The organism is Streptosporangium becharense (assembly GCF_014204985.1).
GTDB lineage: Bacteria > Actinomycetota > Actinomycetes > Streptosporangiales > Streptosporangiaceae > Streptosporangium > Streptosporangium becharense.
Genome location: NZ_JACHMP010000001.1, coordinates 1,030,670 through 1,053,660, shown reverse-complemented (window position 1 = coordinate 1,053,660; position 22,991 = coordinate 1,030,670). Strand labels below are relative to the sequence as shown.

At 72.8% G+C, this 22,991-nt stretch carries 19 protein-coding genes; 13 read left to right on the top strand and 6 right to left on the bottom strand.

What is annotated here, in order from left to right:
- Positions 1 to 301: 301 nt before the first annotated feature.
- From F4562_RS04630 to F4562_RS04610, 5 genes are all read left to right on the top strand, one after another.
- On the top strand, positions 302 to 5,656 hold the full coding sequence (locus tag F4562_RS04630; RefSeq protein WP_184545549.1) for a type I polyketide synthase: 5,355 nt from the start codon (positions 302 to 304) through the stop codon (positions 5,654 to 5,656).
- A gap of 91 nt (positions 5,657 to 5,747) precedes the next feature.
- Positions 5,748 to 6,494 carry an SDR family NAD(P)-dependent oxidoreductase gene (locus F4562_RS04625; protein WP_184545547.1) on the top strand — a complete coding sequence of 249 codons (747 nt, stop codon included), beginning with the start codon at positions 5,748 to 5,750 and terminating at the stop codon, positions 6,492 to 6,494.
- Between the two features lie 233 nt (positions 6,495 to 6,727).
- Entirely contained in the window at positions 6,728 to 7,717 is a 990-nt protein-coding gene (moaA, locus tag F4562_RS04620) for a GTP 3',8-cyclase MoaA (protein WP_184545546.1), read from the top strand.
- Positions 7,714 to 8,427, top strand: a complete 714-nt coding sequence (mobA, locus tag F4562_RS04615; protein WP_184545544.1) for a molybdenum cofactor guanylyltransferase — start codon at positions 7,714 to 7,716, stop codon at positions 8,425 to 8,427. Before moaA ends, mobA begins: the two co-directional genes overlap by 4 nt.
- Positions 8,424 to 8,681 (top strand): DUF6457 domain-containing protein, encoded by a 258-nt coding sequence (locus tag F4562_RS04610; protein ID WP_184545542.1) that lies wholly within the window; start codon positions 8,424 to 8,426, stop codon positions 8,679 to 8,681. Before mobA ends, F4562_RS04610 begins: the two co-directional genes overlap by 4 nt.
- A gap of 252 nt (positions 8,682 to 8,933) precedes the next feature.
- Here F4562_RS04610 and F4562_RS04605 read toward each other — a convergent pair whose 3' ends face one another.
- The gene (locus F4562_RS04605) at positions 8,934 to 9,245 is read right to left on the bottom strand and encodes a DUF3099 domain-containing protein (RefSeq protein ID WP_184545540.1); all 312 of its coding nucleotides are present in this window, start codon (positions 9,243 to 9,245) and stop codon (positions 8,934 to 8,936) included.
- 75 nt (positions 9,246 to 9,320) lie between these two features.
- Between F4562_RS04605 and F4562_RS04600 the strand changes: the two genes are divergently transcribed.
- Entirely contained in the window at positions 9,321 to 9,533 is a 213-nt protein-coding gene (locus tag F4562_RS04600) for a dodecin (RefSeq protein WP_184545538.1), read from the top strand.
- Positions 9,534 to 9,560: 27 nt separating this feature from the next.
- Here the strand turns inward: F4562_RS04600 and F4562_RS04595 are convergent, their stop codons facing one another.
- The 3 genes from F4562_RS04595 to F4562_RS04585 all read right to left on the bottom strand — a co-directional run bounded on the left by F4562_RS04595 (position 9,561) and on the right by F4562_RS04585 (position 14,214).
- Positions 9,561 to 10,847, bottom strand: coding sequence for a serine hydrolase domain-containing protein (locus tag F4562_RS04595; RefSeq protein WP_221207588.1), 1,287 nt, complete (start codon positions 10,845 to 10,847; stop codon positions 9,561 to 9,563).
- A 426-nt stretch (positions 10,848 to 11,273) separates the two neighbouring features.
- Entirely contained in the window at positions 11,274 to 12,641 is a 1,368-nt protein-coding gene (locus tag F4562_RS04590) for a metallopeptidase TldD-related protein (RefSeq protein WP_184545534.1), read from the bottom strand.
- Between the two features lie 73 nt (positions 12,642 to 12,714).
- Complete coding sequence (locus tag F4562_RS04585) at positions 12,715 to 14,214, bottom strand: TldD/PmbA family protein (RefSeq protein ID WP_184545532.1); 1,500 nt, start codon at positions 14,212 to 14,214, stop codon at positions 12,715 to 12,717.
- A 76-nt stretch (positions 14,215 to 14,290) separates the two neighbouring features.
- Between F4562_RS04585 and F4562_RS04580 the strand changes: the two genes are divergently transcribed.
- Together F4562_RS04580 and fabI are read left to right on the top strand one after the other, a co-directional pair.
- Positions 14,291 to 14,995 carry a beta-ketoacyl-ACP reductase gene (locus F4562_RS04580; RefSeq protein WP_184545530.1) on the top strand — a complete coding sequence of 235 codons (705 nt, stop codon included), beginning with the start codon at positions 14,291 to 14,293 and terminating at the stop codon, positions 14,993 to 14,995.
- On the top strand, positions 14,995 to 15,759 hold the full coding sequence (gene fabI / locus F4562_RS04575; protein WP_221207587.1) for an enoyl-ACP reductase FabI: 765 nt from the start codon (positions 14,995 to 14,997) through the stop codon (positions 15,757 to 15,759). The genes F4562_RS04580 and fabI overlap by 1 nt, the downstream gene beginning before the upstream one ends.
- 154 nt (positions 15,760 to 15,913) lie before the next feature.
- On the opposite strand, the gene F4562_RS04570 is transcribed toward fabI, so the two are convergent.
- Both F4562_RS04570 and F4562_RS04565 read right to left on the bottom strand, forming a co-directional pair.
- Positions 15,914 to 17,314, bottom strand: a complete 1,401-nt coding sequence (locus F4562_RS04570; RefSeq protein ID WP_184545529.1) for a hypothetical protein — start codon at positions 17,312 to 17,314, stop codon at positions 15,914 to 15,916.
- Between the two features lie 288 nt (positions 17,315 to 17,602).
- A complete protein-coding gene (locus F4562_RS04565; protein ID WP_184545527.1) occupies positions 17,603 to 18,547 on the bottom strand; it encodes an aldo/keto reductase in 945 nt (314 codons plus the stop codon).
- A gap of 65 nt (positions 18,548 to 18,612) precedes the next feature.
- On the opposite strand from F4562_RS04565, the gene F4562_RS04560 reads away from it, so the two are divergent.
- The 5 genes from F4562_RS04560 to mshC all read left to right on the top strand — a co-directional run bounded on the left by F4562_RS04560 (position 18,613) and on the right by mshC (position 22,946).
- Positions 18,613 to 19,311 carry a histidine phosphatase family protein gene (locus F4562_RS04560; RefSeq protein ID WP_184545525.1) on the top strand — a complete coding sequence of 233 codons (699 nt, stop codon included), beginning with the start codon at positions 18,613 to 18,615 and terminating at the stop codon, positions 19,309 to 19,311.
- Positions 19,312 to 19,320: 9 nt separating this feature from the next.
- Positions 19,321 to 19,893, top strand: a complete 573-nt coding sequence (locus F4562_RS04555; protein WP_184545523.1) for an Rv2134c family protein — start codon at positions 19,321 to 19,323, stop codon at positions 19,891 to 19,893.
- Positions 19,890 to 20,651, top strand: a complete 762-nt coding sequence (locus tag F4562_RS04550; RefSeq protein WP_184545521.1) for an Rv2133c family protein — start codon at positions 19,890 to 19,892, stop codon at positions 20,649 to 20,651. The genes F4562_RS04555 and F4562_RS04550 overlap by 4 nt, the downstream gene beginning before the upstream one ends.
- A gap of 143 nt (positions 20,652 to 20,794) precedes the next feature.
- Positions 20,795 to 21,511: an NRDE family protein gene (locus F4562_RS04545; protein ID WP_184545518.1), complete on the top strand. Its 717-nt coding sequence runs from the start codon at positions 20,795 to 20,797 to the stop codon at positions 21,509 to 21,511.
- A 205-nt stretch (positions 21,512 to 21,716) separates the two neighbouring features.
- The gene (mshC, locus tag F4562_RS04540) at positions 21,717 to 22,946 is read left to right on the top strand and encodes a cysteine--1-D-myo-inosityl 2-amino-2-deoxy-alpha-D-glucopyranoside ligase (protein ID WP_311734189.1); all 1,230 of its coding nucleotides are present in this window, start codon (positions 21,717 to 21,719) and stop codon (positions 22,944 to 22,946) included.
- Positions 22,947 to 22,991: the final 45 nt, after the last annotated feature.

The following is a 22,991-nucleotide window of genomic DNA, read 5'->3' as shown; positions in this document are numbered from 1 at the left end:
CCAGCCGGGACCCGGTGGCGCTCCGACGTGGCCGTCACCGGCTGCTCCGGTGAGAAGCGGGCGTCCTCATCCTTCGACAAGCGCCGCCAAGGGCTCCAAGTCGTTCACAACGCCGGTTGGCATCGTGACCTGTGCCCGGAAAATCCCGTCCGGGAGAAGGTCTGCCGTACGCCCCCCTTCGACACACCAGCGGGCCGATCCGCCTGACCCGGCGGCCCACGCCCTCCACGAGGGTGCCGCGATCCGATACGCGGTCGCGCGATCAATGCTTCCTCGCAGAAACAGCAGAGGTATCGCCAAGATGACATCGACCGGCGAAACTCAGTCCACGTCCGAACCGATCGCCGTGGTCGGCATGGCCTGCCGGCTGCCCGGTGCCCGCTCTCCGCAGGAGCTGTGGGAGCTGCTGTGCCGCGGTGACAACGTGATATCCGACATCCCCGACGACCGGTTCCCGGTCGAGGAGTTCTACCACCCCGTCCCCGGCACCCCGGGGAAGCTGTCCTCACGGCGCGGTGGGTTCGTCTCCGGCGTCGACGAGTTCGACGCGGAGTTCTTCGGCATCTCCCCACGGGAGGCGGCCGCCATGGACCCGCAGCACCGCCTGACGATGGAGGTGGCCTGGGAGGCGTTCGAGGACGCCGGCCTCACCCTGGAGCGGATGCCCGGCCTGACCGGTGCGGTGTTCATGGGGGTCATCACCAGTGACTACTGGGACCGCCAGTCGGGCCACGTCGGCGACCTGGACGTGCACACGGTCACCGGGAGCACCCGGGGCGGCAACGCCGGCCGGATCTCCTACGCGCTGAACCTGACCGGCATGAGCGTGGCCCTCGACGCCGCCTGCTCCTCCTCGCTGGTCGCCACCCAGCTCGCGGTGCAGTCGCTGCGCGCCGGGTCGTGCGATCTGGCCTTCGCCGGCGGGGTGAACCTCATCCTCGCCCCCGACCACGCCGTCGGGTTCTCCCAGGGACTGATGATGGCCCCGGACGGCCAGTGCAAGGCGTTCGACGCCCGCGCGAACGGCTACGTGCGCAGCGAGGGTGTGGGCGTCATCGTGCTGAAGACCCTCACCCGGGCGCTGGCCGACGGCGACCGGATCCACGCGCTGATCCGCGGCGCGGCGGCCAGCAACGACGGCCACAGCGACGGTTTCATGGCCCCCCAGGTGGGCGGGCAGCAGGCGGCCCTGCGGGCCGCCTACCGCGACGCGGGGGTGGACCCGGCGAGCGTCGCCTACGTGGAGGCGCACGGCACCGGCACCAGCGTCGGCGACCCGGTGGAGATCACCGCGCTGGACGGGGTCCTCGGCGCCGGGCGGCCGCAGGACCGGCCGTTGCTGGTGGGCTCGGCCAAGACCAACCTGGGCCACACCGAAGGCGCGGCCGGCGTCACCGGCCTGATCAAGTCCGTGCTGTGCGTCAAGCACGGCTGGCTGCCGGCCAGCCTGAACTTCGAGACCCCCAACCCCACGATCCCCTGGGACCAGGTGCGAGTGCGGGTCTGCGACCGGGGGCAGCCCTGGCCGGAGGGAGAGGGCCCCCGCAGGGCCGGGGTGAGCAGCTTCGGCATCACCGGGACCAACGTCCACATCGTCGTCGAGGAACCGCCCCCCGCACCGGAGCGGCCCGTGCCGGACGGGCGGGGACCGGTGCTGTTGCCGATCTCCGCACGCACCCGCGAGGCGCTGACCACGCTCGCGGAGGGGTACCGCGACCTGCTGCGCACCGAGTCCGCGTCGCTGGCGCAGGTCGGCGCCGCGGCGGGTGCGCGGCGCAGCCACCACGACCACCGGCTCGCGGTGGTCGCCGGCTCGGCCGGGGAGGCCGCCGCGGCACTGGACGCCGTCGCGGCGGGCGGACACCCCGACGGGGTGCACAGCGGCGCGGCCGACGACGCCCCGGCCGGCGCGCGGCACAAGACCGCGTGGGTGTTCCCCGGCCAGGGTGCGCAGTGGCTGGGCATGGGCCTCGACCTGCTCACCGGCGAGCCGGTCTTCGCCGAGGCGATCGCCGAGTGCGAGCGGGCCATGCGGCCGTATGTCGACTGGTCGCTGACCGCCGAGCTCACCGCGAGCCCGGAGACGTCCCGCCTCGCCGAGGTCGACGTCGCCCAGCCGGTGATCTTCGCCGTGCAGGTGGCGCTCGCCCGCCTGTGGCGCTCGTGGGGGTTCGTCCCCGACGCGGTGGTCGGGCACTCCATGGGTGAGGTGGCCGCCGCCTGCGTGGCCGGAATCCTCGACCTCGACGACGCCGCCCGCATCATCTGCGGCCGCAGCAAGATCGTCCGGGCCGCCGGGGGCCGCGGCGCGATGGCCGCCGTCGAGCTGTCGTTCGAACGGGCCCGGGCGCTGGTGGCGGACTCCGCAGGCAGGGTGGTGGTGGGGGTGAGCAACAGCCCCACCTCGTCCGTGCTCGCCGGTGACCCGGAGGAGGTCGACGCGCTCCTGCGCGCTCTGGAGGCCGAGGGCGTCTTCGGCCGGCGGGTGCAGGTGGACTTCGCCTCGCACAGCCCGCAGATGGACCCGCTGCGCGAACCGCTGCTGGAGCTCCTGGCGCCCCTGCGTCCTCGGCAGGGCGACGTCCCGCTGTGTTCCACGGTCACCGGCCGCCTGCTGACCGGACCGCGGATGGACGCGGCGTACTGGGTGGACAACCTGCGTGAGCCGGTGTTGTTCGCCGACGCGGTGCAGCACCTGGCCGAGAACGGGTTCGACACCTTCGTCGAGTTCAGCCCCCACCCGCTGCTCGCCCGCGCGGTCCGGCAGAACCTGAGCCACACCGGCGCGGACGGGGTCGTGGTCACCGCGCTCACCCGTGACACCACCGGCCGTACCGCCCTGCTGGAGGCGGCGGCCGAGCTGTACGTCACCGGCCGCGACGTGGACTTCGCCCGGATCCAGCCCTACGGCCCGCACCATGTCACCCTGCCGGCCCACCCCTGGCGGCACGAACGGTACTGGAAGACCCCGCGGCGGGAGAAGGCCGACGGCGGGCGTGCCGGACACGGCGGCACCGGTCACCCGATCATCGGCACGGCGCTGCGGCTGGCACCCGACGACCACCTGGTGTGGGACGTCGACGTCGACCTCGACCGGCTGACCTACCTGAACGACCACCGTGTGCACGGGATGCCGATGCTGTCCGGCACCGGCTACCACGAGCTGGCCCTGGCGGCCGGCCGGGAGGCGTACCGCGACCGGCCCTTCCAGGTGGACGACCTGCTCCTGGAGCGGGCGCTGTTCCTGACCCCCGGAGAGCCCCGGCGTCTGCAGGCCCGGCTGGAGGCGGCCACGGACGACGGAGGCCGCCGCTGGGCGTGCTTCGTCGCCGAGGACGGCTCCGCGGCGGGCGGCCCCGTGGAGTGGGTCCGGCTCGCCACCGCGCTGGTGCGTCCGTGCCCGGCCGGCACGCGGGACGGCGAGGCGGGCGTTCCCGACCTCGCCGCGTACCCCGAGCCGATGGACGCGGAACGGCACTACGCGGCCCAGCATGATCGCGGCATCGAGCAGACCGGCCCCTTCGCGGGGGTGACCGCTCTGCACCGGGGCGAGGGAGCCGTGGCCGCCGAGCTCGTCGTACACGGCGACATCGCCGCGGACATGGAACGCTACATCTTCCACCCGGCGCTGCTGGACTCGGCCGTGCAGCCGGTGATGACCCTGCTCGACGCCGCCGACGCCGCACGGGACACCTACCTGCCGGTGCGCACCGCGAGCTGCCGCGTGCACACCCGGCCGGAGGCGGGCCGCCGTCTGTGGTCCCGGGCCGTGCGGACCTCCCCGCCGTCGGAGAGCGACCTGGTCGAGTTCGACATCCTCATCGGCGACGAGACCGGCCGGCCGGTCGCGACCATCGAGGGCTTCCAGATCAGGAGGCTGATCACCGACCCGCCCGAGGTCACGGAGCAGAAGGCGCGGCGGCTGCTGTTCGGCGTCGAGTGGACGGAACCGGAACCGCTCGCCCGTCCGTCGGCGGAACCGTCGAACCGGCTGGTCGTGACCGGTTCGCCGCTCGGGCCGCGGCTGCGCGCCGCTCTCGCCGGGGACGCGGGCCGGGCGGTTCTCGTCCAGCCGGGTGAGGGCTACCTGCGGGTCGGCCCCGGTCACTACGTCCTGGACCCGGAGTCGGAGGACGACTGGAACAGGCTCGTCAAGGAGCAGACGGCGGACGGGGCGTGGCCTCCCCGGGAGGTGGTGCACCTGGCCACCGCAGGCGACGGCGAGCCGGAGGTCCCGCAGGACTGCCTCACCGTGCTGGGCCTGGTCAAAGCCCTGACCGCCCACGGCGGGGAGCCCGCTCCCCGGCTCTGGCTGGTCACCTCCGGGGCCCAGTCCCCGGACGGAGCCGGCGACGTCGATCCCGCGCAGGCGGCCGTCTGGGGACTGGGCCGCGTGATCCCCTACGAGCATCCCGAGCTGCGTTGCTCGATGGTGGACCTCCCCGCGGACCCGGATCCCGTCACGCTCGACGCGCTGTGCGCCGAGGTCGCGTCCGACGGGGCCGAGACCGAGATCGCCCTCCGGAACGGCCGCAGGTACGCCGCCCGGCTCCGGCGCCGGGCGCTTCCGCCCGCGCGTCCCGTTCCCGTGCGGCCCGACGCGACCTACCTGATCGCCGGCGGTTTCGGCGGGGTGGGGCTGCTCACCGCCGAGTGGCTCGTCCGGCACGGCGCCCGTCACCTCGTCCTCACCGGCCGGACCGGTGCGCCGCCCGAGGCCGCGGACCGGATCGCCGCGATGACGGCCTACGGCGTGGAGGTCCGCCCGGCCACGGTGGACATCACCTCCCGCGAGCAGCTGGCCGACCTCCTCGTGGAGATCGCCGGGTGCATGCCGCCGCTGCGCGGGGTCGTCAACTCGGCGGTCGTCCTCGACGACGGGACGCTGGCGCAGCTTGACCGTGCCCGGTTCCTCGCCCCGATGCCCCCCAAGGTGGACGGGTCCCGGAACCTGCACGAGCTCACCCGCGACCTGCCGCTCGACTTCTTCCTCCTGTACTCCTCGGCGGCCTCACTGATCGGGTCCCCGGGGCAGGGCAACTACTCGGCCGCCAACGCCTATCTCGACGGGCTGGCCCGGCACCGCAGGGCCGGCGGCCTGCCGGCGCTGAGCGTCAACTGGGGGCAGTGGGCCGGCACGGGACAGGTGGCCAAGGCCGGCAAGGACCTCCGGCTGGCCGAGCGCGGCTTCGCCGGGTTCTCCCCGGCGGAGGCCCTGGTGGTCCTCGAACGGCTGCTCGCGGACCCGCCCGCCCAGGCGGGCGTCATGTCCTTCGACCCCGCCATGTGGACGCACTACTTCCCCGCCCTGCGTTCCTCCTCCCTCTTCCACGAGCTCGTGCGGGAGGACTCCGTTCAGGACACCGAATCCCGGCTGACCCGGGGCATGCTCGCCGAGCAGGACGCCGACACCGCGGGACGGCTCGTCACGGCCTACCTGTGTGCCCAGGTCGCCGACATCGTCCAGCTCCCCCGGGAGAAGGTCGATCCGGCCCAGCGCCTGCACCGCCTGGGCATCGACTCCCTGATGGCGGTCCAGCTGCGCAACCGGCTCACGCTCGACCTCGACGTCAGCCTGCCGGCCGCGGTGTTCCTGCAGGGCCGCTCGATCGGTGACCTCGCAGACGCGGTCCTCGACCACATCACGAACTCCTGACCACATCCGGGCCGAGCCGTCCGGTTCACCGCCGGACGGCTCGGCCCGGAACCGACCTCCCGGGACAGTACCGGGGAAAGGGGAAATCACGATGGGCAAGCTCGCTGGCAAGGTCGCGCTGGTGACCGGCGGGTCGCGCGGCATCGGCGCGGCGACGGCCAGAGCGCTCGCCGAGGACGGCGCGGATGTGGCCGTCAGCTACACGACCTCGTCGGGCAAGGCGGAGGCGGTCGCCGGCGAACTCCGGGCCCGGGGCGTGCGCGCGGCGGCGTTCAGGGCCGACCAGGCCGACCCCCGTGACGTCGAGGGCCTGATCGGCGCGGTCGTGGAGCACTTCGGCCGGCTCGACATCCTGGTGAACAACGCCGCGGTCTTCGTCCTCGGCCCGGTCGACGGGCCCGACGGCGACGTCGCCGCGTTCACCCACCAGCAGGCGGTCAACTACAGCGGTGTCGTGGCGACCATCCGTGCCGCGGCCAAGGTCATGGAGGACGGCGGCCGGATCATCACGGTCGGCTCCGTGGTCAGCGCACGCGCCGGATGGCCGGGCGTGGCGGACTACGCCACGACCAAGGGCGCCGCGGCCGGTTACACCAGGGCCGTGGCGCGGGACCTCGCGGCCAGGGGCATCACCGCCAACGTCGTCCAGGTCGGCTGCGCCGACACCGACATGAACCCCGCCGACGGCGTCTACGCGCCGGGGTTCATGCCGGGCATCGCCCTGGGCCGTTACGCCCGGCCGGAGGAGATCGCGGCCCCGATCGCCTTCCTCGCCGGTCCCGGCGCCTCCTACATCACCGGAGCCGTCCTCAACGTCGACGGCGGCTACCAGGCCTAGACCGGGCACGACCCGGGTCCGGCCCATGTCTCGTGCACGCCTGGCCCATGCCCGGCCCATGACAGCGCACAGAGCTCACCGCATCCTTTCATTCGACATAGCATGATCTGTAATGGAATCAACGGCCGGACCGTGATGTTGTGAGCGGATGAGGCCCGTTGTTGGGCCGGCGGGGAGCTGGCCTTAGGCTGGCTCCCTGGCCGGGTAGGCGACGAAACGGGAGGCGACCCCCTGTGTTGCAGGATTCGTTCGGTCGTGTGGCGACCGATCTGCGGGTGTCCCTCACGGACCGCTGCAACCTGCGGTGTTCCTACTGCATGCCGCCCGAGGGCCTGGAATGGCTGCCCAAACCCAACCTGCTGACCGCCGACGAGATCGTCCGTCTGGTGACCATCGCGGTGGAGCGGCTGGGCGTCACCGAGGTCCGCTACACCGGCGGCGAGCCGCTGCTCCGCCGCGAGCTCGTCGACATCGTGGCCCGCACCGCCGCGCTGCGTCCCACCCCGCAGGTCTCGCTGACCACCAACGGCATCGGGCTGAGCCGCCTGGCCGCGTCCCTGGCCGCAGCCGGTCTGCACCGCGTCAACGTCTCCCTCGACACCCTCGACCGCGCGACGTTCGCGAAGCTCGCCCACCGCGACCGGCTGCCCGACGTGCTGGAGGGCCTGTCGGCGGCCGAGACCGCCGGGCTGCGGCCGGTCAAGGTCAACACGGTGCTGATGCGCGGTTTCAACGAGCACGAGGCCGTGCCGCTGCTGCGCTACTGCCTCGACCGCGGCTATGAGCTGCGGTTCATCGAGCAGATGCCGCTGGACGCCCAGCACGGCTGGCGCCGGGAGAACATGATCACGGCTGACGAGATCCTCGCCATGCTGCGCACCGCCTTCGACCTCGTCGAGGACGACCCGGTGGAGCGCGGCAGCGCTCCCGCCGAGCTTTTCCTCGTCGACGGGGGACCGGCCAGGGTCGGCGTCATCGGATCGGTCACCCGTCCCTTCTGCGGGGCCTGCGACCGGGTGCGGATCACCGCGGACGGCCAGGTACGCAACTGCCTGTTCGCCACCGACGAGTCCGACCTGCGGGCCGCGATGCGCTCGGGTGCGAGCGACGACGAACTGGCCGAGCGCTGGCGGGCCGCGGTACGGATCAAGAAGGCCGGGCACGGAATCGACGACCCCGCCTTCCTGCAGCCCTCCCGCCCCATGTCCGCCATCGGCGGATGACCCCGCGACACGACGCCTGCATCCTGGCGGGCGGCCTCGCCCGCAGGCTCGGCGGCCGGGACAAGCCCGGCCTGCGCGTCCTGGACCGTCCCCTGGTCGAGTCGGTGGCCGCGGCCGTGCCCGGCGCGGAACGGCTGATCGTGGTCGGGCCGCCCCGCCCCGGTCTGCCGAGGGCGATCTTCCGGCGGGAGGACCCGCCCGGCGCCGGCCCGGTCCCGGCGCTGCGGGCCGGGCTGGCCGAGGTGACGGCGCCGTGGACGGTCCTGCTCGCCGCCGACCTGCCGTTCCTGAAGCCCGGACATGTGACGGCCCTGCTGGAGGCCGCCGCGGGGGCCCCGCCGGAAACCGGCACCGCGATCGACGCCGGAACCGGTGCCGGAGCGAGGGCCGCGGCGGGAGCGGTGCTCGTCGACGACGACGGCCACCCGCAGTGGCTCACCGGGGTGTGGCGCACGCAGGTCCTGTCCGGGGCGCTCGCCCGCTACCAGGGGCGGTCGCTGCACGGGCTGCTGGCCCCCCTGGCGCCGGTGACGCTTCGTCTCGCCGGGCGGCCGTGGTTCGATTGCGACACCGCCGACGACCTGCGGCGGGCCAGAGACGCGGCGCCGGACGAGAGCCGGCCCCACGACGGGTGCGACCGCGCACCGGAGACGACGTTGGCTTCCCCCACGGCAGAAGCCCGGGGCCCGCATGCTGGAGGTATCCGATGAACGTGCTGACGGAGTGGACCGCGTTGGCCTGCCGCGAGCTGGGCGTCGACCCGTCCCTGGTCGACCGCGACGAGCTGCTCGACCTCACCAAGGAGGTCGCGCACGGGGTGGCCCGCCCGGCCGCCCCGTTGACGGCCTACCTGCTGGGCCTGGCCCAGGGGGCGGGCACGGCGCCCGCGGACGCCGTGGAGCGGCTGACCACGCTGGCGCGCAACTGGGAACGGGCGACCACCGAGACCCTCGGCGACGCGTGAGGAGCCGCGGCCACATGTGACGGGCGGATGGCGGCCCCGCGAGGACGCGGGACCGTGCCGGCGGGATCGGCACGGCGAAGAAAAAACTCCACAAAAAAGGCGGCGCCGGGTGGTTACGGGGGCAAACCACCCGGCGCCGCTTCATCGGCGTTCCGACGGGGGCCCGGAACGCCGGCACCAGTGCCCCGACGGGGGACCAGGGCACTTGGTTAAAGCGTACACCTCTAGCCCTTGGGATGCGTCAAGACTTAGTCACGACCCGATCTCGCGTCGGTGGCGTGGAATCTCGCTCTGCCCGGAATCGTCCATGTCGAAGGCTGAGGGAGTCGCGCGGGAGGGTGCGTTCGCCCCGATCACGGCAACGTATGGCAAAAAGATGGCGCCGGCGAACAGCAGCAGCCGTACGGGCAGCGGGGCGGGCACGGTGAAGGCGAGGATCAGGCAGAGCAGGCGGATCCCCATCTTGATCAGATAGCTCTTCTCGCGCCTGCCGATGTCCTCGGTCAGGGAGGGCTGGGCGTCCGTCACCTGATGGACCACCGGGTGCTTGCGCAATCCCCTCACGATTCCCAATGTATGCCTCGCGGCGGGAGGAGGCGAACTGTCATGTGACCACGTCTTTCCGGGAAGGACGATGAGATGACAGATCGAACGTACCGGGTGACGGAGATAGTCGGCACCTCGGGGGAGAGCGTCGAGGCCGCCGTCCGCAACGGGGTGCGCCGCGCGGCCCAGACCCTGCGTCACCTCGACTGGTTCGAGGTGACCGAGATCAGAGGACACATCGTGGACGGGGAGATCGGCCACTTCCAGGTCGGGATGAAGGTCGGGTTCCGCCTGGAGGACGACTGACCGGCCCCGCGCACCGGGCCCGCCCGCTCACTCCCGTCCGGTGCCGGGCCGTCCACCGGCACCGGACGGTGCGGCCGTGCCCCCGTCCACGCCGATCGGCAAAAGCGGCCGCGCCGCCTTGGTCGCCGCCCCCGCGTCGGGCCCGCACGCCGCCTCCAGCAGGTGGTCCCCGATCGCGAAGTCGATGGCGTGCGCGACCGGACCACCGTTCTCATCGAGCTGCTGGTAATTCCTCAGGTTGATGCCGAAAGCGAACTGGCGGCCGCCGTCGGCATCGGAGAACGCGAAGGTCTGCATGCCGGGGACACTCCCGTCGTGCCCCCAGAACCTGCCGCACGGCAGGTCGAGGGGGAAGATCCCGAGACCATAGTCGGCCACGGCGCCCGAGAACGACCGGATGGGCACGGTCTTCTGCATCTCGGCGAGCAGGGCCGCGTCGAGCAGTTCGCCGCGCAGCAGCAGCCGGAAGAAGCGGTTGAGGTCCTCCATCGTCGAGACGACCGCACCCGAGGTCCAGCCCCAGGACATGTTGTAGACGCTGTAGTCCTTGGGCGGGTCGAAGAACCCGAAGAGCGCCTCGTACGCCTTGGAGTTCGGCCCGGGCAGGTACGGCGTACGCGGGAACGACGTGTGCCGCAGCCCGGCCTTCCGGAAGACGTGGTGGGTGATGTACCGCTCGGCGCTCATGCCCGTCACCTTCTCCAGGAGCAGGCCGGCGATGACGAAGTTCGTGTTCGAGTACACCCCGGGTGTCGCCCCCGGCTGCCCGGTCGCGGGGGCGTCGAGTCCCGCCCGCGCCAGCTCCTCCGGCAGGAAGGTACGGAAGCGGTTGGCGTCCAGGCTCTCGACCGTCGAGAAGATCACCTCGGTGTGGTTGGCGATGTGGCTGGTGTGGTTGAGCAGCATGCGTACGGTGATCTGCTGCCCGCGCTCACCCGGGATCAAATCCGGCAGATAGCGGCCGACGGGGGCATCGAGCTCGATCGTGCCCTTGCCGACCTGCTGTAACACGGCCACCGCAACGAACGACTTGGTGATGCTCCCGGCCCGGTGCGCCATCTCGGGACGCATCGGGCGGCGGGTCTCGACGTCGGCGACGCCTGCGGCACCCTTCCAGCTCCGCCGGCCGTCCACGACGTTCGAATAGATGCCGTACATGCCGGCCTCGTGCACGGCGTCCAGCGTCCGGCGCAGCCGCTGCCGGTCGAGGCCGCCGTCCGCGGTGGCGGTCGCGGGGCTCGCCGCGAGCAGCGCGGCGGCCAGGGTCGCGGCTCCCAGCCGCGAGGCGAACGTACCGAATCGACGAATGGTCATGGCGCCCAGCATGCGTCTTCCGCTTCACGTACCGGCTTGCTCTGCGGCGCGACTGCCGTAGGCACGTGGTAAGGCGGACTTACTCAGCGGTAAGGCGGGCTTACTCACTGCGCGCCACCGGCCGCACGGTACAGGCGATCAACTCGCTCTCGGTCGCCCGTCATCAGGAGCGTCATAGCGTCGCCCGGGCCAAGGCTGACCACGCCGACGCGGCGACGCCGGCGGAGGTTCTGCGTGCCGACGCCGCCCGTCATCGGCCTCGCCGACTGATTCCGAACCCGTTCAGGCGATCGCGGTTCCGGCCCGCGCCAAGCAGGACGTGATGTGGAGACGACCTCGCCGTCGGCGATCGCGTACAGGTGCTCGATGCGGGCCTTCTTGACCGCGTAGTCGGGATCAACGGGACGAACGTTGCCTGATGCGGCCCTAACTGGCCTGGCTGACCGTCGACATGTTGAAGTCGGGCACCCGGAGCGCGGGCATGATCGCGCGGGTGAAGTAGTCGTTCCACTCGCGCGGCAGGGTCTGCTCGCAGGCCCCGACCTCGGTGACCCGGCGCAGCAGGTCGACCGGGCTCTCGTTGAAGCGGAAGTTGTTCACCTCGCCCACCACCTCGCCGTTCTCGACCAGGTAGACGCCGTCACGGGTCAGCCCGGTCAGCAGCAGCGACTGCGGATCGACCTCGCGGATGTACCACAGGCAGGTGAGCAGCAGCCCGCGCTCGGTGGAGGCGACCATCTCCTCCAGCGACCGGCCGTCCCCGGGACCCCGCATGATCAGGTTGTCGATCGTCGGGGTCACCGGCAGGGCGGTCAGCTCCGCCGAGTACCGGGTCTGCAGGAGAGCGGCCAGGCGGCCGTCGGCGATCCAGTCGGTGGACGCCAGCGGCAGGCCGTTGTCGAACACCGACTCCGTCCGGCCGGAGGAGCGCGCCACCACGAACGGGGAGCACTCGATGCCCGGCGCCGCCGGATCGCTGTACAGCCGCACCGGCGACGCCGACAGCGGCTCCCCGACGCGGGTGCCGCCGCCCGGCTTGGAGAAGACCGTACGCCCGTCCATCGCGTCGCGTGCCCCGGCCGTCCAGTACAGGTAGATCATCAGGTCGGCCGCGGCGGACGGCGGCAGCAGCGTCTCGTACCGGCCCGCGGGCAGGTCGATCCGGTTCTTGGCCCACTCCAGCCGCCGGGCCAGCAGGGCGTCCAGGGCCGCCACGTCGACGTCCGCGAAGTCACGGGTGGCCACGCCGGTCCACGCCGAGCGCCGCATGTCCGGTGACTTGGCGTTGAGCTCCAGGCGGCCGGTGGGCTGGGTGTGCCGCAACCGGGTGCCGGTCGAGGCGCCCACGAAGGTCGTGGTGACCAGGTGCTCGGCGAAGCCGTACAGCCTGCGTCCGCCCGCCTCGGCCGCGGCGAAGGCCTCACCGAGACCGGGGGCGAAGGAGCCGAACACCTCGATCGAGGTGGCGTCGGCCGGGGCGTCCCAGTCGCCCGAACGCCCGCCGTCCAGCAGCGGGCGGGCGTCCTCGGACGGCTGGGCGTCCTCCGCGGCGTGGTCGGCCGCGGCGACCACGTCCTCCAGTTGCTCGGGCCGGACCGCCGCCCGCGACACCACGCCCACGCCCCGGCCCGCGACCGAGATCACGGTGATCCGCGAGGAGCGGGACACCCCGTTGGTGGTCAGGGTGTTGCCCGCGAACCGCAGGTTGGCGGTCGTCCCCTCGTCCACGATCACGACGGTGTCGTCGGCCGTGGAGAGGTCGAGCGCCTTCTCGATCATCTCCTGAGGGGTCATCCCGTTTCCTTCCCGCCGGCTCGCCGAGCCGTTCACCGTGCAGTCCTCTTCGCCGCCCCGCCGTCGTACGCGCTCAACCGCCGCTCTCCCGGAGGGTGTTCAGCACGCGCACGTCACGGAAGAGCGCGCTCGGGCAGCCGTGGCTGACCGGGGCGATCTGCCCCGGCTGGCCCTTGCCGCAGTTGAACGCGCCACCCAGCACGTACGTCCCGGGCCCGCCGACCGCCTCCATCGACCGCCAGAAGTCGGTGGTCGTGGCCTGGTAGGCGACGTCACGCACCTGCCCGGCGAGCCTGCCGTTCTCGATGCGGTAGAAGCGCTGGCCGGTGAACTGGAAGTTGTACCGCTGCATGTCGATGGACCAGCTCTTGTCACCCACGACGTAGATGCCGCGGTCGACCCCGGAGATCAGCTGCCCGGTCGTGGGCCCGTCGGGCACCGGCCGCAGTGAGACGTTGGCCATCCGCTGGATCGGCGTGTGGCCGGGGGAGTCGGCGAAGGCGCAGCCGTTGGAGGCGCCCAGGCCCTTCAGCAGCGCCATCCGCCGGTCGAGCTGGTAACCGACCAGCACCCCGCCGGAGACGATGTCGAACTCCCGGGTCGCCACGCCCTCGTCGTCGTAGCCGATCGTGGACAGGCCGTGTTCCGTCGTGCGGTCGCCGACCACGTTCATCGCCGGCGAGCCGTAGACCAGCTCACCGAGCCGGTCGAAGGTGGCGAAGCTCGTGCCGGCGTAGGCCGCCTCGTAGCCCAGGGCCCGGTCCAGCTCGGTGGCGTGTCCGATGGACTCGTGGATCGTCAGCCACAGGTTGGACGGGTCGATCACCAGGTCGTACCGCCCCGCCTCGACGGAGGGGGCCCGGAGCTTCTCCGCCAGCTCCTCGGGGATGCGTTCCAGCTCTCCGGGGAAGTCCCAGCCGGTGCCGGTGAGGTACTCGTACCCCCGGCCGGTCGGCGGGGCGAGCGTCCGCATCGAGTCGAAGCGGCCGTCGAGCACCTTCGTGGCCTCCAGCTGGGGGTGGACCCGCACCCGCTGCTGGGTGGTGACGGTGCCCGCCGTGTCGGCGTAGAACTTCTGCTCCTTGACCTGCCGGAGCGAGGCCCGCACGTGGTCGACCCGGGGGTCCTTCAACAGGCCGCCCGACCAGTCGGCGAGCAGGGCCACTTTGGCGCGCGTAGGCACGTCGAACGGGTCGACCTCGTAGGAGGAGACCCAGGTGACGTCGGCGTGGACCGGTTCGGGCGCCAGCTCCACCGGCTCGCGGTTGATCGCCGCGGCCACGGCCGCCACCCGCACCGCCTGCTCGGCGACCTCGGCGGCCGCCTCGGCGGTCAGCTCGATGCCGGACGCGAAACCCCAGGTGCCGTTCCTGACGACCCGCACCGCGAACCCCAGGTCGTCGGCGTCGACGGACCCCTCCAGCGCGGTGTCGGACAGGCGCAGGGTCTCCGAACGGACCCGCTCCAGCCGGAAGTCGGCGTGCTCGGCACCCAGGTCGCGGGCACGTTGCAGAGCCGCGTCGGCCAGCCGCCGCAGCGGCAGGGCGAGGAAATCGGGGTCGATCTGGCGCATGTCAACGATCCTAACCCTGTGATCTTGTTCTTCCCGGACAAGAGGTTTACCCCCCGGTAGCCGATAGCGTCAGGTCATGGCTCGATCTGTTCTCGTAACCGGCGGCAATCGCGGCATCGGCCTCGCGATCGCCCGCGAACTCGCCAAAGCCGGTGACGCCGTCGCCGTGACCTACCGTTCCGGCGAGCCCCCCGAGGGGCTGTTCGGCGTGCGCTGCGATGTGACCAGCGCGGCCGACGTCGACGCCGCGTTCGGAAAGGTCGAGGCCGAGCACGGCCCGGTCGAGGTGCTCGTGTCCAACGCGGGCATCACCAAGGACACACTGCTGCCGATGATGAAGGAGGAGACCTTCACCGACGTCGTCGACGCCAATCTGACCGGCGCCTACCGGGTCGCCAAACGCGCCACGCGCGGCATGCTACGTCTCAAGCGCGGCCGCATCGTGCTGATCTCCTCCGTGGTGGCCATGCTCGGCTCCGCCGGGCAGACCAACTACGCCGCCTCCAAGGCGGGCCTGATCGGCTTCGCCCGGTCGGCGGCCCGGGAGCTGGGCTCGCGCGGCATCACGGTCAACGTGGTCGCCCCGGGGTTCGTGGAGACCGACATGACGGCGGCCCTGGACGAGGCGTACCAGGAGCAGATCCGCAAGAACATCCCCCTGGGCCGATACGCCAGCCCGGACGAGATCGCACGCGTGGTCAGATTCCTGGCCGGCGAAGACGCCGCCTACATCACGGGGGCCGTCATCCCCGTCGACGGCGGCCTGGGAATGGGGCACTGATGGGAATCCTCGAAGGAAAGCGGCTCCTCGTCACCGGGGTGCTGACCGACGCCTCCATCGCCTTCTCGGTGGCCAGGCTGGCCCAGGAGGAGGGTGCGCAGGTCGTGCTCACCGGCTTCGGCCGGCTCAGCCTCGTCGAGCGCATCGCCAAGCGGCTTCCCGAGCCGCCGCCGGTGCTGGAACTCGACGTCACCGACACCGCGCACCTCGACTCCCTGGCCGAGCGGGTCGGCGAGCACCTGGGCGGTCTCGACGGTGTGGTGCACGCCATCGGCTTCGCGCCGCAGACCGCTCTCGGCGGCAACTTCCTGAACACCTCGTGGGAGGACGTGGCGACCGCCGTCCAGATCTCCACGTACTCGTTCAAGTCGCTCGCGGTGGCCGCGCTCCCGCTGATGAAGGAAGGCGGCTCGATCGTCGGCCTCGACTTCGACGCCACCAGGGCGTGGCCGGTCTACGACTGGATGGGCGTGGCCAAGGCCGGCTTGGAGTCGTGCTCCCGCTACCTGGCTCGTGACCTCGGCAAGCACGGCATCCGGGTCAACCTGGTGGCCGCCGGCCCGATCCGGACGATGGCCGCCAAGAGCATCCCGGGTTTCAGCGAGTTCGAGGAGAGCTGGCCCGCCAAGGCCCCGATCGGCTGGGACATCAACGACCCCGTCCCGGCCGCCAAGGCGTGCGTCGCCCTGCTGTCCGACTGGTTCCCCGCCACGACCGGTGAGATCGTCCACGTCGACGGCGGCGTCCACGCCATCGGCGCCTGACACGACCGGCCCGAAGGCCCCCGCCCCGCCGGAGACCGGCCGGGGCGGGGGCCTTCGGGCTGCCGGGGCCCGGCCTTTCGGCCCGGTGAGGACGCCGCCCTTCCCGTGCCCGGCGCGAGGCCCCGGGGCCGGGGGCCCCACTCCCGGCGGGGGGCTACGCCACCCGGTGGCGGTTGGGGGAGACGGGCTCGAACGGGATCGACCCCTTCTCCCTGCCGTACAGCAGGCGGACCGCGAAGATCGCGACGACGAGCAGTGCCGCGGTCAGGACGGTGCCCGGCCAGTCGGACGGCCGGCTGGGAGTCACCTGCCGCCGCTGGGGCATCTGCCGGTGCAACTTCTCCATCAGCGGGCCCGGCCACAGCAGCTCCACCCGGGGCGCCTCGGCGTCGACCCGGGTGGACGGCCCGGAGGCCGCCGGATCATCCTCGTCTCCGGTGGCCGTGCGGTTCCGCGCCGCCCCGGTCCCGCCGGACGGTTGGAACGGTCCCGTGAACGTCGGCGGTCCGCTGGGCGGCGCCACCGCGTCCTTCCGGGGCAGGCCGGGCCGGCGCGTCCGCGACGGGTCGGGGATCGGCGGGCCGTCCGGCCCGGTGCCCCTGCGGGGTGCGTGAGTCTCCGGCCGGCCGGTGCAGCCGGCGGTGGCCGCGGGCGGCGCGCAGAGCGTGTTCGCGGTCTCGGGCGGCGATCCGCCGTCCGACGCCTCCCCGGCGCCGAACGGAGCGCCGAGTTCCGGCGACGGCTCGGCGGTCGTCCGGTCCCCGGCGTCGTCCGCGTCCGCGCCGCCCGTGGCCTCCGCGGCCTCTGCGGCCTCCGCGCCGCCCGGGCCCGTGGTGCCGGGAGCGCCCGTTCCGGCCGGCCTCGCGCCGTCGGCGCCGCGGGTCGTGAGCCCGTCGACCACGCCGTCCAGGATGTCGCCGAGCGTGCCGCCCACGTCGCCGAGACCGCCCGCGTCGGCGGGGTCGTCCGCACGACCGGGGTCGTCGGTGCCCTCGACGTCGTCCGGATCTGCGGAACCGCTCACGGTGGAGTGCGTGTCCGCGGTGCGGTGCGTGTCCGTGGCGGCGTGGGTGTCCGCGGTGGAGCGGGTGCTCGCGGCGGTGTGCGTCTCCACGGCGCGGTGCGCGTTCGCGGTGTCGGGAGCGTTCGCGGTGCCGAGGGCGTTCCCGGCGTCGTCCGCGGCCGCGCAGAGCACGCCGGTGACGGCGGCGAGAGGTCCGGCGCTCCGGCAGTCGTCGTGTGCGGTGCCCGGCCGGCCGCGGGTCGTCGCCGCCCCGGGTGAGCGCTCGTCCCCCACCGGAGACGCCGGGCCGGCGCCCGGTAACGCACCTGTCCCCTTGCCCGGACCTGAGCCCGAACCCGGGCCTGGGTCTGTCGCCGTCCCGGTGTGCGTGACCTCGTGCGTCACCTCGTGCGTGACCCCCGCCCGCGTGACGGCGACCCCCCAAGGGGTGGCGATCGCCCGCGGTGCGGCGAGCGCGGGGACCACCGCGAACGCGCTCACGCCTCCGCCCAGCGTCAGTGCCAGCACTCCGGCGGACATCGCAGTTCGCACGCCGCTTCCTCCCCCCGTCCAGACTCCGGTCATGGCTTCCGACCGGCGTCCGGGCGCCCCCTCCGGCACCCGTTTGACAGTTTTGTGGGGAGGCCCGGTTTTTCCACGGAAAGTTGCGATTCGGTATCGAGTAGTGATACGCGAGACCTAATCTCGTTCTGATCTACGGCGGAGGCACGGCCTTTCCACGCCCGGATCCCGTGGTGGAGGCAGCCGGCGGTGTGACCGTCGGCGGCCCGGGGCCGGGCCCGGACAGGACCGATCGACGGCGGCCTGACACAGCGTCGCTCATTCGGCCGAGACGTCGTCGAGGGCCTCCCGGATCTCCATCGGCAGCGTCAGTTCCTCGGCCTGGAGCACCCCGGTCAGCTGCGCGTGGGTGCGAGCCCCGACGACGGCGGCGGACACCCCGGGCTGGTCGCGCACCCACGACAGGGCGACCGCCAGGGGGGAGACGCCGAGCCCGTCCGCCGCGGTCGTCACCGACTCCACGACCCGGCGGCACCGCTCGTCCAGGTAGGGCCGGACGTAGTCGGCGAAGTGCGGGGTCGCGGCGCGGGAGTCGGCGGGGACGCCGGTGCGGTACTTGCCGGTGAGGACCCCGCGTCCGAGCGGCGACCAGGCCAGCACTCCCGCGCCGACGTACTCGGCGGCGGCGATCAGCTCGCGTTCGGCGTCCCTGGCCAGCAGCGAGTACTCGACCTGGGCGGCGACGATCGGCGCCCGGCCGGGCACCGCCCGCTGCCCGACGGCCGCCGCGGCGAGCTGCCAGCCCGTGTAGTCGCAGACCCCCGCGTACGCGGCCCGTCCCGAGGACACGATGGCGTCCACCGCGGCCAGGGTCTCCTCCAGCGGGACGTCCGCGTCGAAGGCGTGCAACTGCCACAGGTCGACCTCGTCGACCCCCAGGCGGTTCAGTGAGGCGTCGATGGCGGCGATCAGGTGCCTGCGGGAGGCGTCGCGGGGCCTGCGGCCCGCCGGGGTGAGCACGGCCTTGGTGGACAGCACCAGCTCCGAGCGCGGCACCGCCTCACGCAGCAGCCGGCCGAGCAGCCGCTCGGCGTCGCCGCCCGAGTAGACGTCGGCGGTGTCGATGAGCGTGCCGCCGGCCTCGGCGAAGGTACGAAGCTGCGCCGCGGCCTCCTCCGCGCCGGTGTCACGCCCCCACGTCATCGTCCCCAGCCCGAGGCGGGACACCGACAAGCCGCTCCGGCCCACATAGCGCTGCTCCATGATCCGGCCAGATTACCGCCCGGTCCCCTGAAAGGAGTGGAGCCAGGGCTGCAAGACTTGCCCGCGTGACGACCCTGTTGCTGGCCAGACACGGCCTCACCCACCTCACCGGTCCGGTCCTCGCGGGCTGGACCCCGGACGTCCACCTCAACGACGCGGGACGGGCCCAGGCCGAGGCGCTCGGCGCGCGGCTGGCGTCCCTGGAGCTCGACGCGATCGTCTCCAGCCCCCTGGAGCGCTGCCGGGAGACCGCCCAGGCCGTCGCCGCGGGCCGCGTGACGGAGGTGACGACCGACGAGCGCTTCGGCGAGTGCCGCTACGGCGACTGGACCGGCCGGCCGATCGCCGAGCTCGCCAAGGACCCCCTGTGGCCCGTCGTGCAGGCTCATCCCAGCGCCGCGCGGTTCCCCGGGGGAGAATCCCTGCCCGAGGTCCAGCACCGTGCCGTGGCGGCGGTCAGGGAGTGGAACGAGCGTCTGGGCCCCAAGGCCGTCTACCTCGTCTGCAGCCACGGAGACGTGATCAAGGCCATCGTGGCCGACGCCCTCGGGCTGCATCTGGACCAGTTCCAGCGGGTGACGGCCGATCCCGCCTCGCTCACCGCCATCCGTTACACCCCGCTGCGGCCCTTCGTCCTGCGGCTCAACGACGTGGGCGGAGATGTGACCGGATTGCGTCCGGCGGAAGGTTCGGCGGACGCGGACGGGGGAGAAAACCTCACCGTGAGCGACGCCGCGGTCGGCGGCGGATCCGGGACCACGTAAGGTCAGGCTATGCCGGTCTTCGACTACGACCCACCCGAGAGGTTCGTGGCCGGTGCCGTGGGGCAACCGGGATCACGAGCATTCTTCCTGCAGGCCCGCGGTCAGGGCAGGCTGACGACCGTAGGGCTGGAGAAGTTCCAGGTGGCCGCGCTCGCCGACCGCCTCGACGAACTGCTCGACGAGGTGCTGCGGCGCAGCGGCGGGACGGCCCAGGTGCCCGCCGTCGCTCCGGCGGCCCTGACCGACAACGCCCCGCTCGACCTGCCGATCAGCGAAGACTTCCGCGTCGGCACGATGGCCCTGGCCTGGGACGCCGAGGCGGCCCAGGTCGTCATCGAGGCCCAGGAGGCCGTCGTCGAGGACGAGGAGGCGCAGGAGCAGCCGGAGGAGGAGCCCACGGTGCTGCGGGTGCACATCAGCCCCGCCGCGGCCAGGGCCTTCACCCGGCGGGCCCTGGCGCTCGTCGCGGCCGGCCGCCCGCCCTGCCCGCTCTGCGCTCAGCCCCTCGACCCCGAGGGGCACGTCTGCGTACGGCTCAACGGTTACCGAGGCGGCGTCACGTCCGCTGGAGGAGGCGAATGAGTGCCGAGAGCGAGCCGACGCTGAGCGCCGCCCCCGCCGCGGGGCTGGACGACGTGACCGCCCTGCGCCTGCTCCGCGACGGCCGGATCGAGGTGGCCGGTCGTCTCGTCGAGGCGACCAACATGACGCTCTACTGCTCGGTCAGCCTCGGCTCCCTCTCGACCGCCTGCGTGTACAAGCCCGTACGCGGTGAGCGGCCGCTCTGGGACTTCCCCGACGGCACCCTCGCCGCCCGCGAGGTCGCCGCGTACGAGGTCTCCGCCGCGACCGGGTGGCGGATCGTGCCGCCCACCGTCTACCGGGACGGGCCGTTCGGCCCCGGCATGTGCCAGCTGTGGGTCGACACCGACCCCGAGGCCGACCTGATGGCGCTGATCCGCAGCCGTCATCCCGCGCTGCGCAGGATGACGATCTTCGACGCGGTCGTGAACAACGCCGACCGGAAGGGCGGTCACCTGCTGCCGCTCGCCGACGGCCACGTCCATGGCGTCGACCACGGGGTCTCCTTCTCGGTCGACGACAAGCTCCGCACCGTCCTGTGGCAGTGGCGCGGCAAGCCCCTGCCCCGCGAGGCCATGAACGTCCTCGCCCGCCTCGAACGCGACCTCGACCGGGGCACCCTCGGCCGTCGCCTGCGCGAGTTGCTGACCCTGCCCGAGGTGGAGGCGACGTGGGCACGGGTCCGCAGGCTCCTCGACACCGGCCTGCACCCTCTCCCGTCCAAGGAATGGCCCGCCATCCCCTGGCCCCCCATCTGACCGGCCCTCTCCCGCCCGATCGTCCCTCCCATTCGACCGCTCCCGCCTGATCGCCCCGTCCGATCGTCTCTCCCGTCCGACCGCTCCCGCCTGATCGCCCCCCGGCCCGGAGCCGCGGCCGGTCGGCGTTGTAGCCTCCCGGCATGTGCACGGTTGCCGTCAGCATCGACCCGAGCGCCGAGATCCCCATGATCGTGATCGGTGTCCGTGACGAGTTCACCCACCGGCCGTGGGCTCCCCCCGCCGAGCACTGGCCCGGTCTCGTCGGCGGGCGCGACCTGGAGGCGGGTGGCACCTGGCTGGCCGTCGACCCCGCGGCCAGGCGGATCGGCGCGCTGCTCAACGGGCACGGCGTCCTGGCCGACCCACAGGCCCGCCGGTCCCGCGGCGACCTGCCGCTTCTCGCCGCGTCCGGGGGAGAGCCCGTCGCCGGCGGTGTGGCCGGCTACGACCCCTTCCACCTGCTCCGCGCCGACGCCGGCGGCGCCCGCCTCTGGCACTGGGACGGGATCACCCTGGAGTACGACGACCTCCCGCCCGGAACCCACATGATCGTCAACAGCGGCTGGGAACGTGGCGAGGAGAACGACCGGGTCGCCTTCTTCCGCCCCCTGTTCGCCGGGGCCCGGCGTCCCTCCGGGATCGGCGGCCCCTGGACGGAGTGGTACGGGCTCGCCACCGGTGCGGGGGTGCCCGCCGGGGACCCGCGCGCCATGATCGTCCACCACGAGCTGCCCGACGGCCGGGCCTACGGCTCCCTCTCGGTGACCCTGGTGGCCCTGACCTCGACGGAAGTGCGTTACGACTTCACCGCCGACCCGCGTGACCCGGCGGCTTTCCGAACGGTCATCCCGGAATGATCCGGCGAGCTCCGGAGGTTAAGACGAGTGGAAGCGCCGCCGGGGCCGTCCGTCGACTCCGCGGGCCTGTCGCCTCTCCGCCGGTCCGGCGGCGGGGGCGACGCCCGTTGTGAAGGCGGTGACCTGGTCGTCACCGCAGAGCATGTCACCGACCCGCGCGGCGCCGTGCCGTGCCTCCCCCGCGCCGGGGGCCCATGTTGGAAGGATTCAGATGAGATCGTGGTCTGCGCCGAAGGTTCCCCGGCTTCCCGGTACCGGTGCCCCGCCGCGGCTGTACGACACCGCCGCACGAGAGGTGGCTCCCACCCGGCCGGGCCCGACGGCACGGATGTACGTCTGCGGCATCACTCCGTACGACGCCACCCACCTGGGCCACGCCAACACCTACCTGGCCTTCGACCTGGTCAACCGGGCGTGGCGGGACGCCGGCCACGAGGTGCATTTCACGCAGAACGCCACCGACGTGGACGACCCCCTGCTCAAGCGCGCCGAGGAGACCGGTGTCGACTGGCAGGAGCTGGCCGAGCGTGAGATCGAACTGTTCCGGACCGACATGGAGGCGTTGCGGATCATCCCGCCCCGCGAGTACGTCGGGGTGACCGAGGCGATCGACCAGGTGGCCGCGCTCGTCGTGCTGCTGCGCGACAAGGGGGCCACCTACGACCTCGACGGCGACGTCTACTTCGACGTCGCCGCGGCACCCAAGTTCGGCGCGGTCTCCGGGTACTCCGAGGAGCAGATGATCGCGCTGTCCGGCGAGCGCGGCGGCGATCCGGACCGGCCGGGCAAGAAGCACCCGCTCGACTGGCTGCTGTGGCGCGCGGAGCGCCCGGGGGAGCCGTCCTGGGCCTCGCCGCTGGGCCGGGGCAGGCCCGGCTGGCACATCGAGTGCACCGCCATCGCCCTGGCCAACCTGTCCAGCGGCTTCGACGTCGCGGGCGGCGGCTCTGACCTGATCTTCCCGCACCACGAGTGCGGCGCGCACGAGGGCCACGTGGCGTGCGGGGAGTGGCCCTTCGCCAAGGCGTACGTGCACGCCGGCATGGTGGCCCTCGACGGGGAGAAGATGTCCAAGTCGAAGGGGAACCTGGTCTTCGTCTCCCGGCTGCGCCGCCAGAGTGACCCGATGGCCATCAGGCTGGCCCTGCTGGCGCACCACTACCGCTCCGACTGGGAGTGGACACCCGACCAGCTCGCCTCGGCGGAGGTGCGGCTCGCGCGCTGGCGCTCGGCCGTCGGGCTGGGGATCGGCCCCGACGCCGCGGGTGTGCTGGAGCGGGTCCGCGACCGGATCGCCGCCGACCTGGACACCCCCGCCGCGCTCGCGGCCGTCGACGAGTGGGCCGAGCGGGCCCTGTCCGAGGGCGGCAGCGACCCCGGCGCCCCCACCCTGGTCAAGGACGTCGTCGACGCCCTCCTGGGGGTCGCCCTGTAAGGGGGACCCGATCGCGTGTCACGGGCCCCGGGCGGATGCTCCGGG

Coding starts and splice junctions, on each gene's coding strand:
- F4562_RS04630 (WP_184545549.1), top strand. CDS start 302: ATGACATCGACCGGCGAAACTCAGTCCACGTCCGAACCGATCGCCGTG.
- F4562_RS04625 (WP_184545547.1), top strand. CDS start 5,748: ATGGGCAAGCTCGCTGGCAAGGTCGCGCTGGTGACCGGCGGGTCGCGC.
- mobA (WP_184545544.1), top strand. CDS start 7,714: ATGACCCCGCGACACGACGCCTGCATCCTGGCGGGCGGCCTCGCCCGC.
- F4562_RS04610 (WP_184545542.1), top strand. CDS start 8,424: ATGAACGTGCTGACGGAGTGGACCGCGTTGGCCTGCCGCGAGCTGGGC.
- F4562_RS04600 (WP_184545538.1), top strand. CDS start 9,321: ATGACAGATCGAACGTACCGGGTGACGGAGATAGTCGGCACCTCGGGG.
- F4562_RS04595 (WP_221207588.1), bottom strand. CDS start 10,847: ATGACCATTCGTCGATTCGGTACGTTCGCCTCGCGGCTGGGAGCCGCG.
- F4562_RS04590 (WP_184545534.1), bottom strand. CDS start 12,641: ATGACCCCTCAGGAGATGATCGAGAAGGCGCTCGACCTCTCCACGGCC.
- F4562_RS04585 (WP_184545532.1), bottom strand. CDS start 14,214: ATGCGCCAGATCGACCCCGATTTCCTCGCCCTGCCGCTGCGGCGGCTG.
- F4562_RS04580 (WP_184545530.1), top strand. CDS start 14,291: ATGGCTCGATCTGTTCTCGTAACCGGCGGCAATCGCGGCATCGGCCTC.
- fabI (WP_221207587.1), top strand. CDS start 14,995: ATGGGAATCCTCGAAGGAAAGCGGCTCCTCGTCACCGGGGTGCTGACC.
- F4562_RS04565 (WP_184545527.1), bottom strand. CDS start 18,547: ATGGAGCAGCGCTATGTGGGCCGGAGCGGCTTGTCGGTGTCCCGCCTC.
- F4562_RS04555 (WP_184545523.1), top strand. CDS start 19,321: ATGCCGGTCTTCGACTACGACCCACCCGAGAGGTTCGTGGCCGGTGCC.
- F4562_RS04550 (WP_184545521.1), top strand. CDS start 19,890: ATGAGTGCCGAGAGCGAGCCGACGCTGAGCGCCGCCCCCGCCGCGGGG.
- F4562_RS04545 (WP_184545518.1), top strand. CDS start 20,795: ATGTGCACGGTTGCCGTCAGCATCGACCCGAGCGCCGAGATCCCCATG.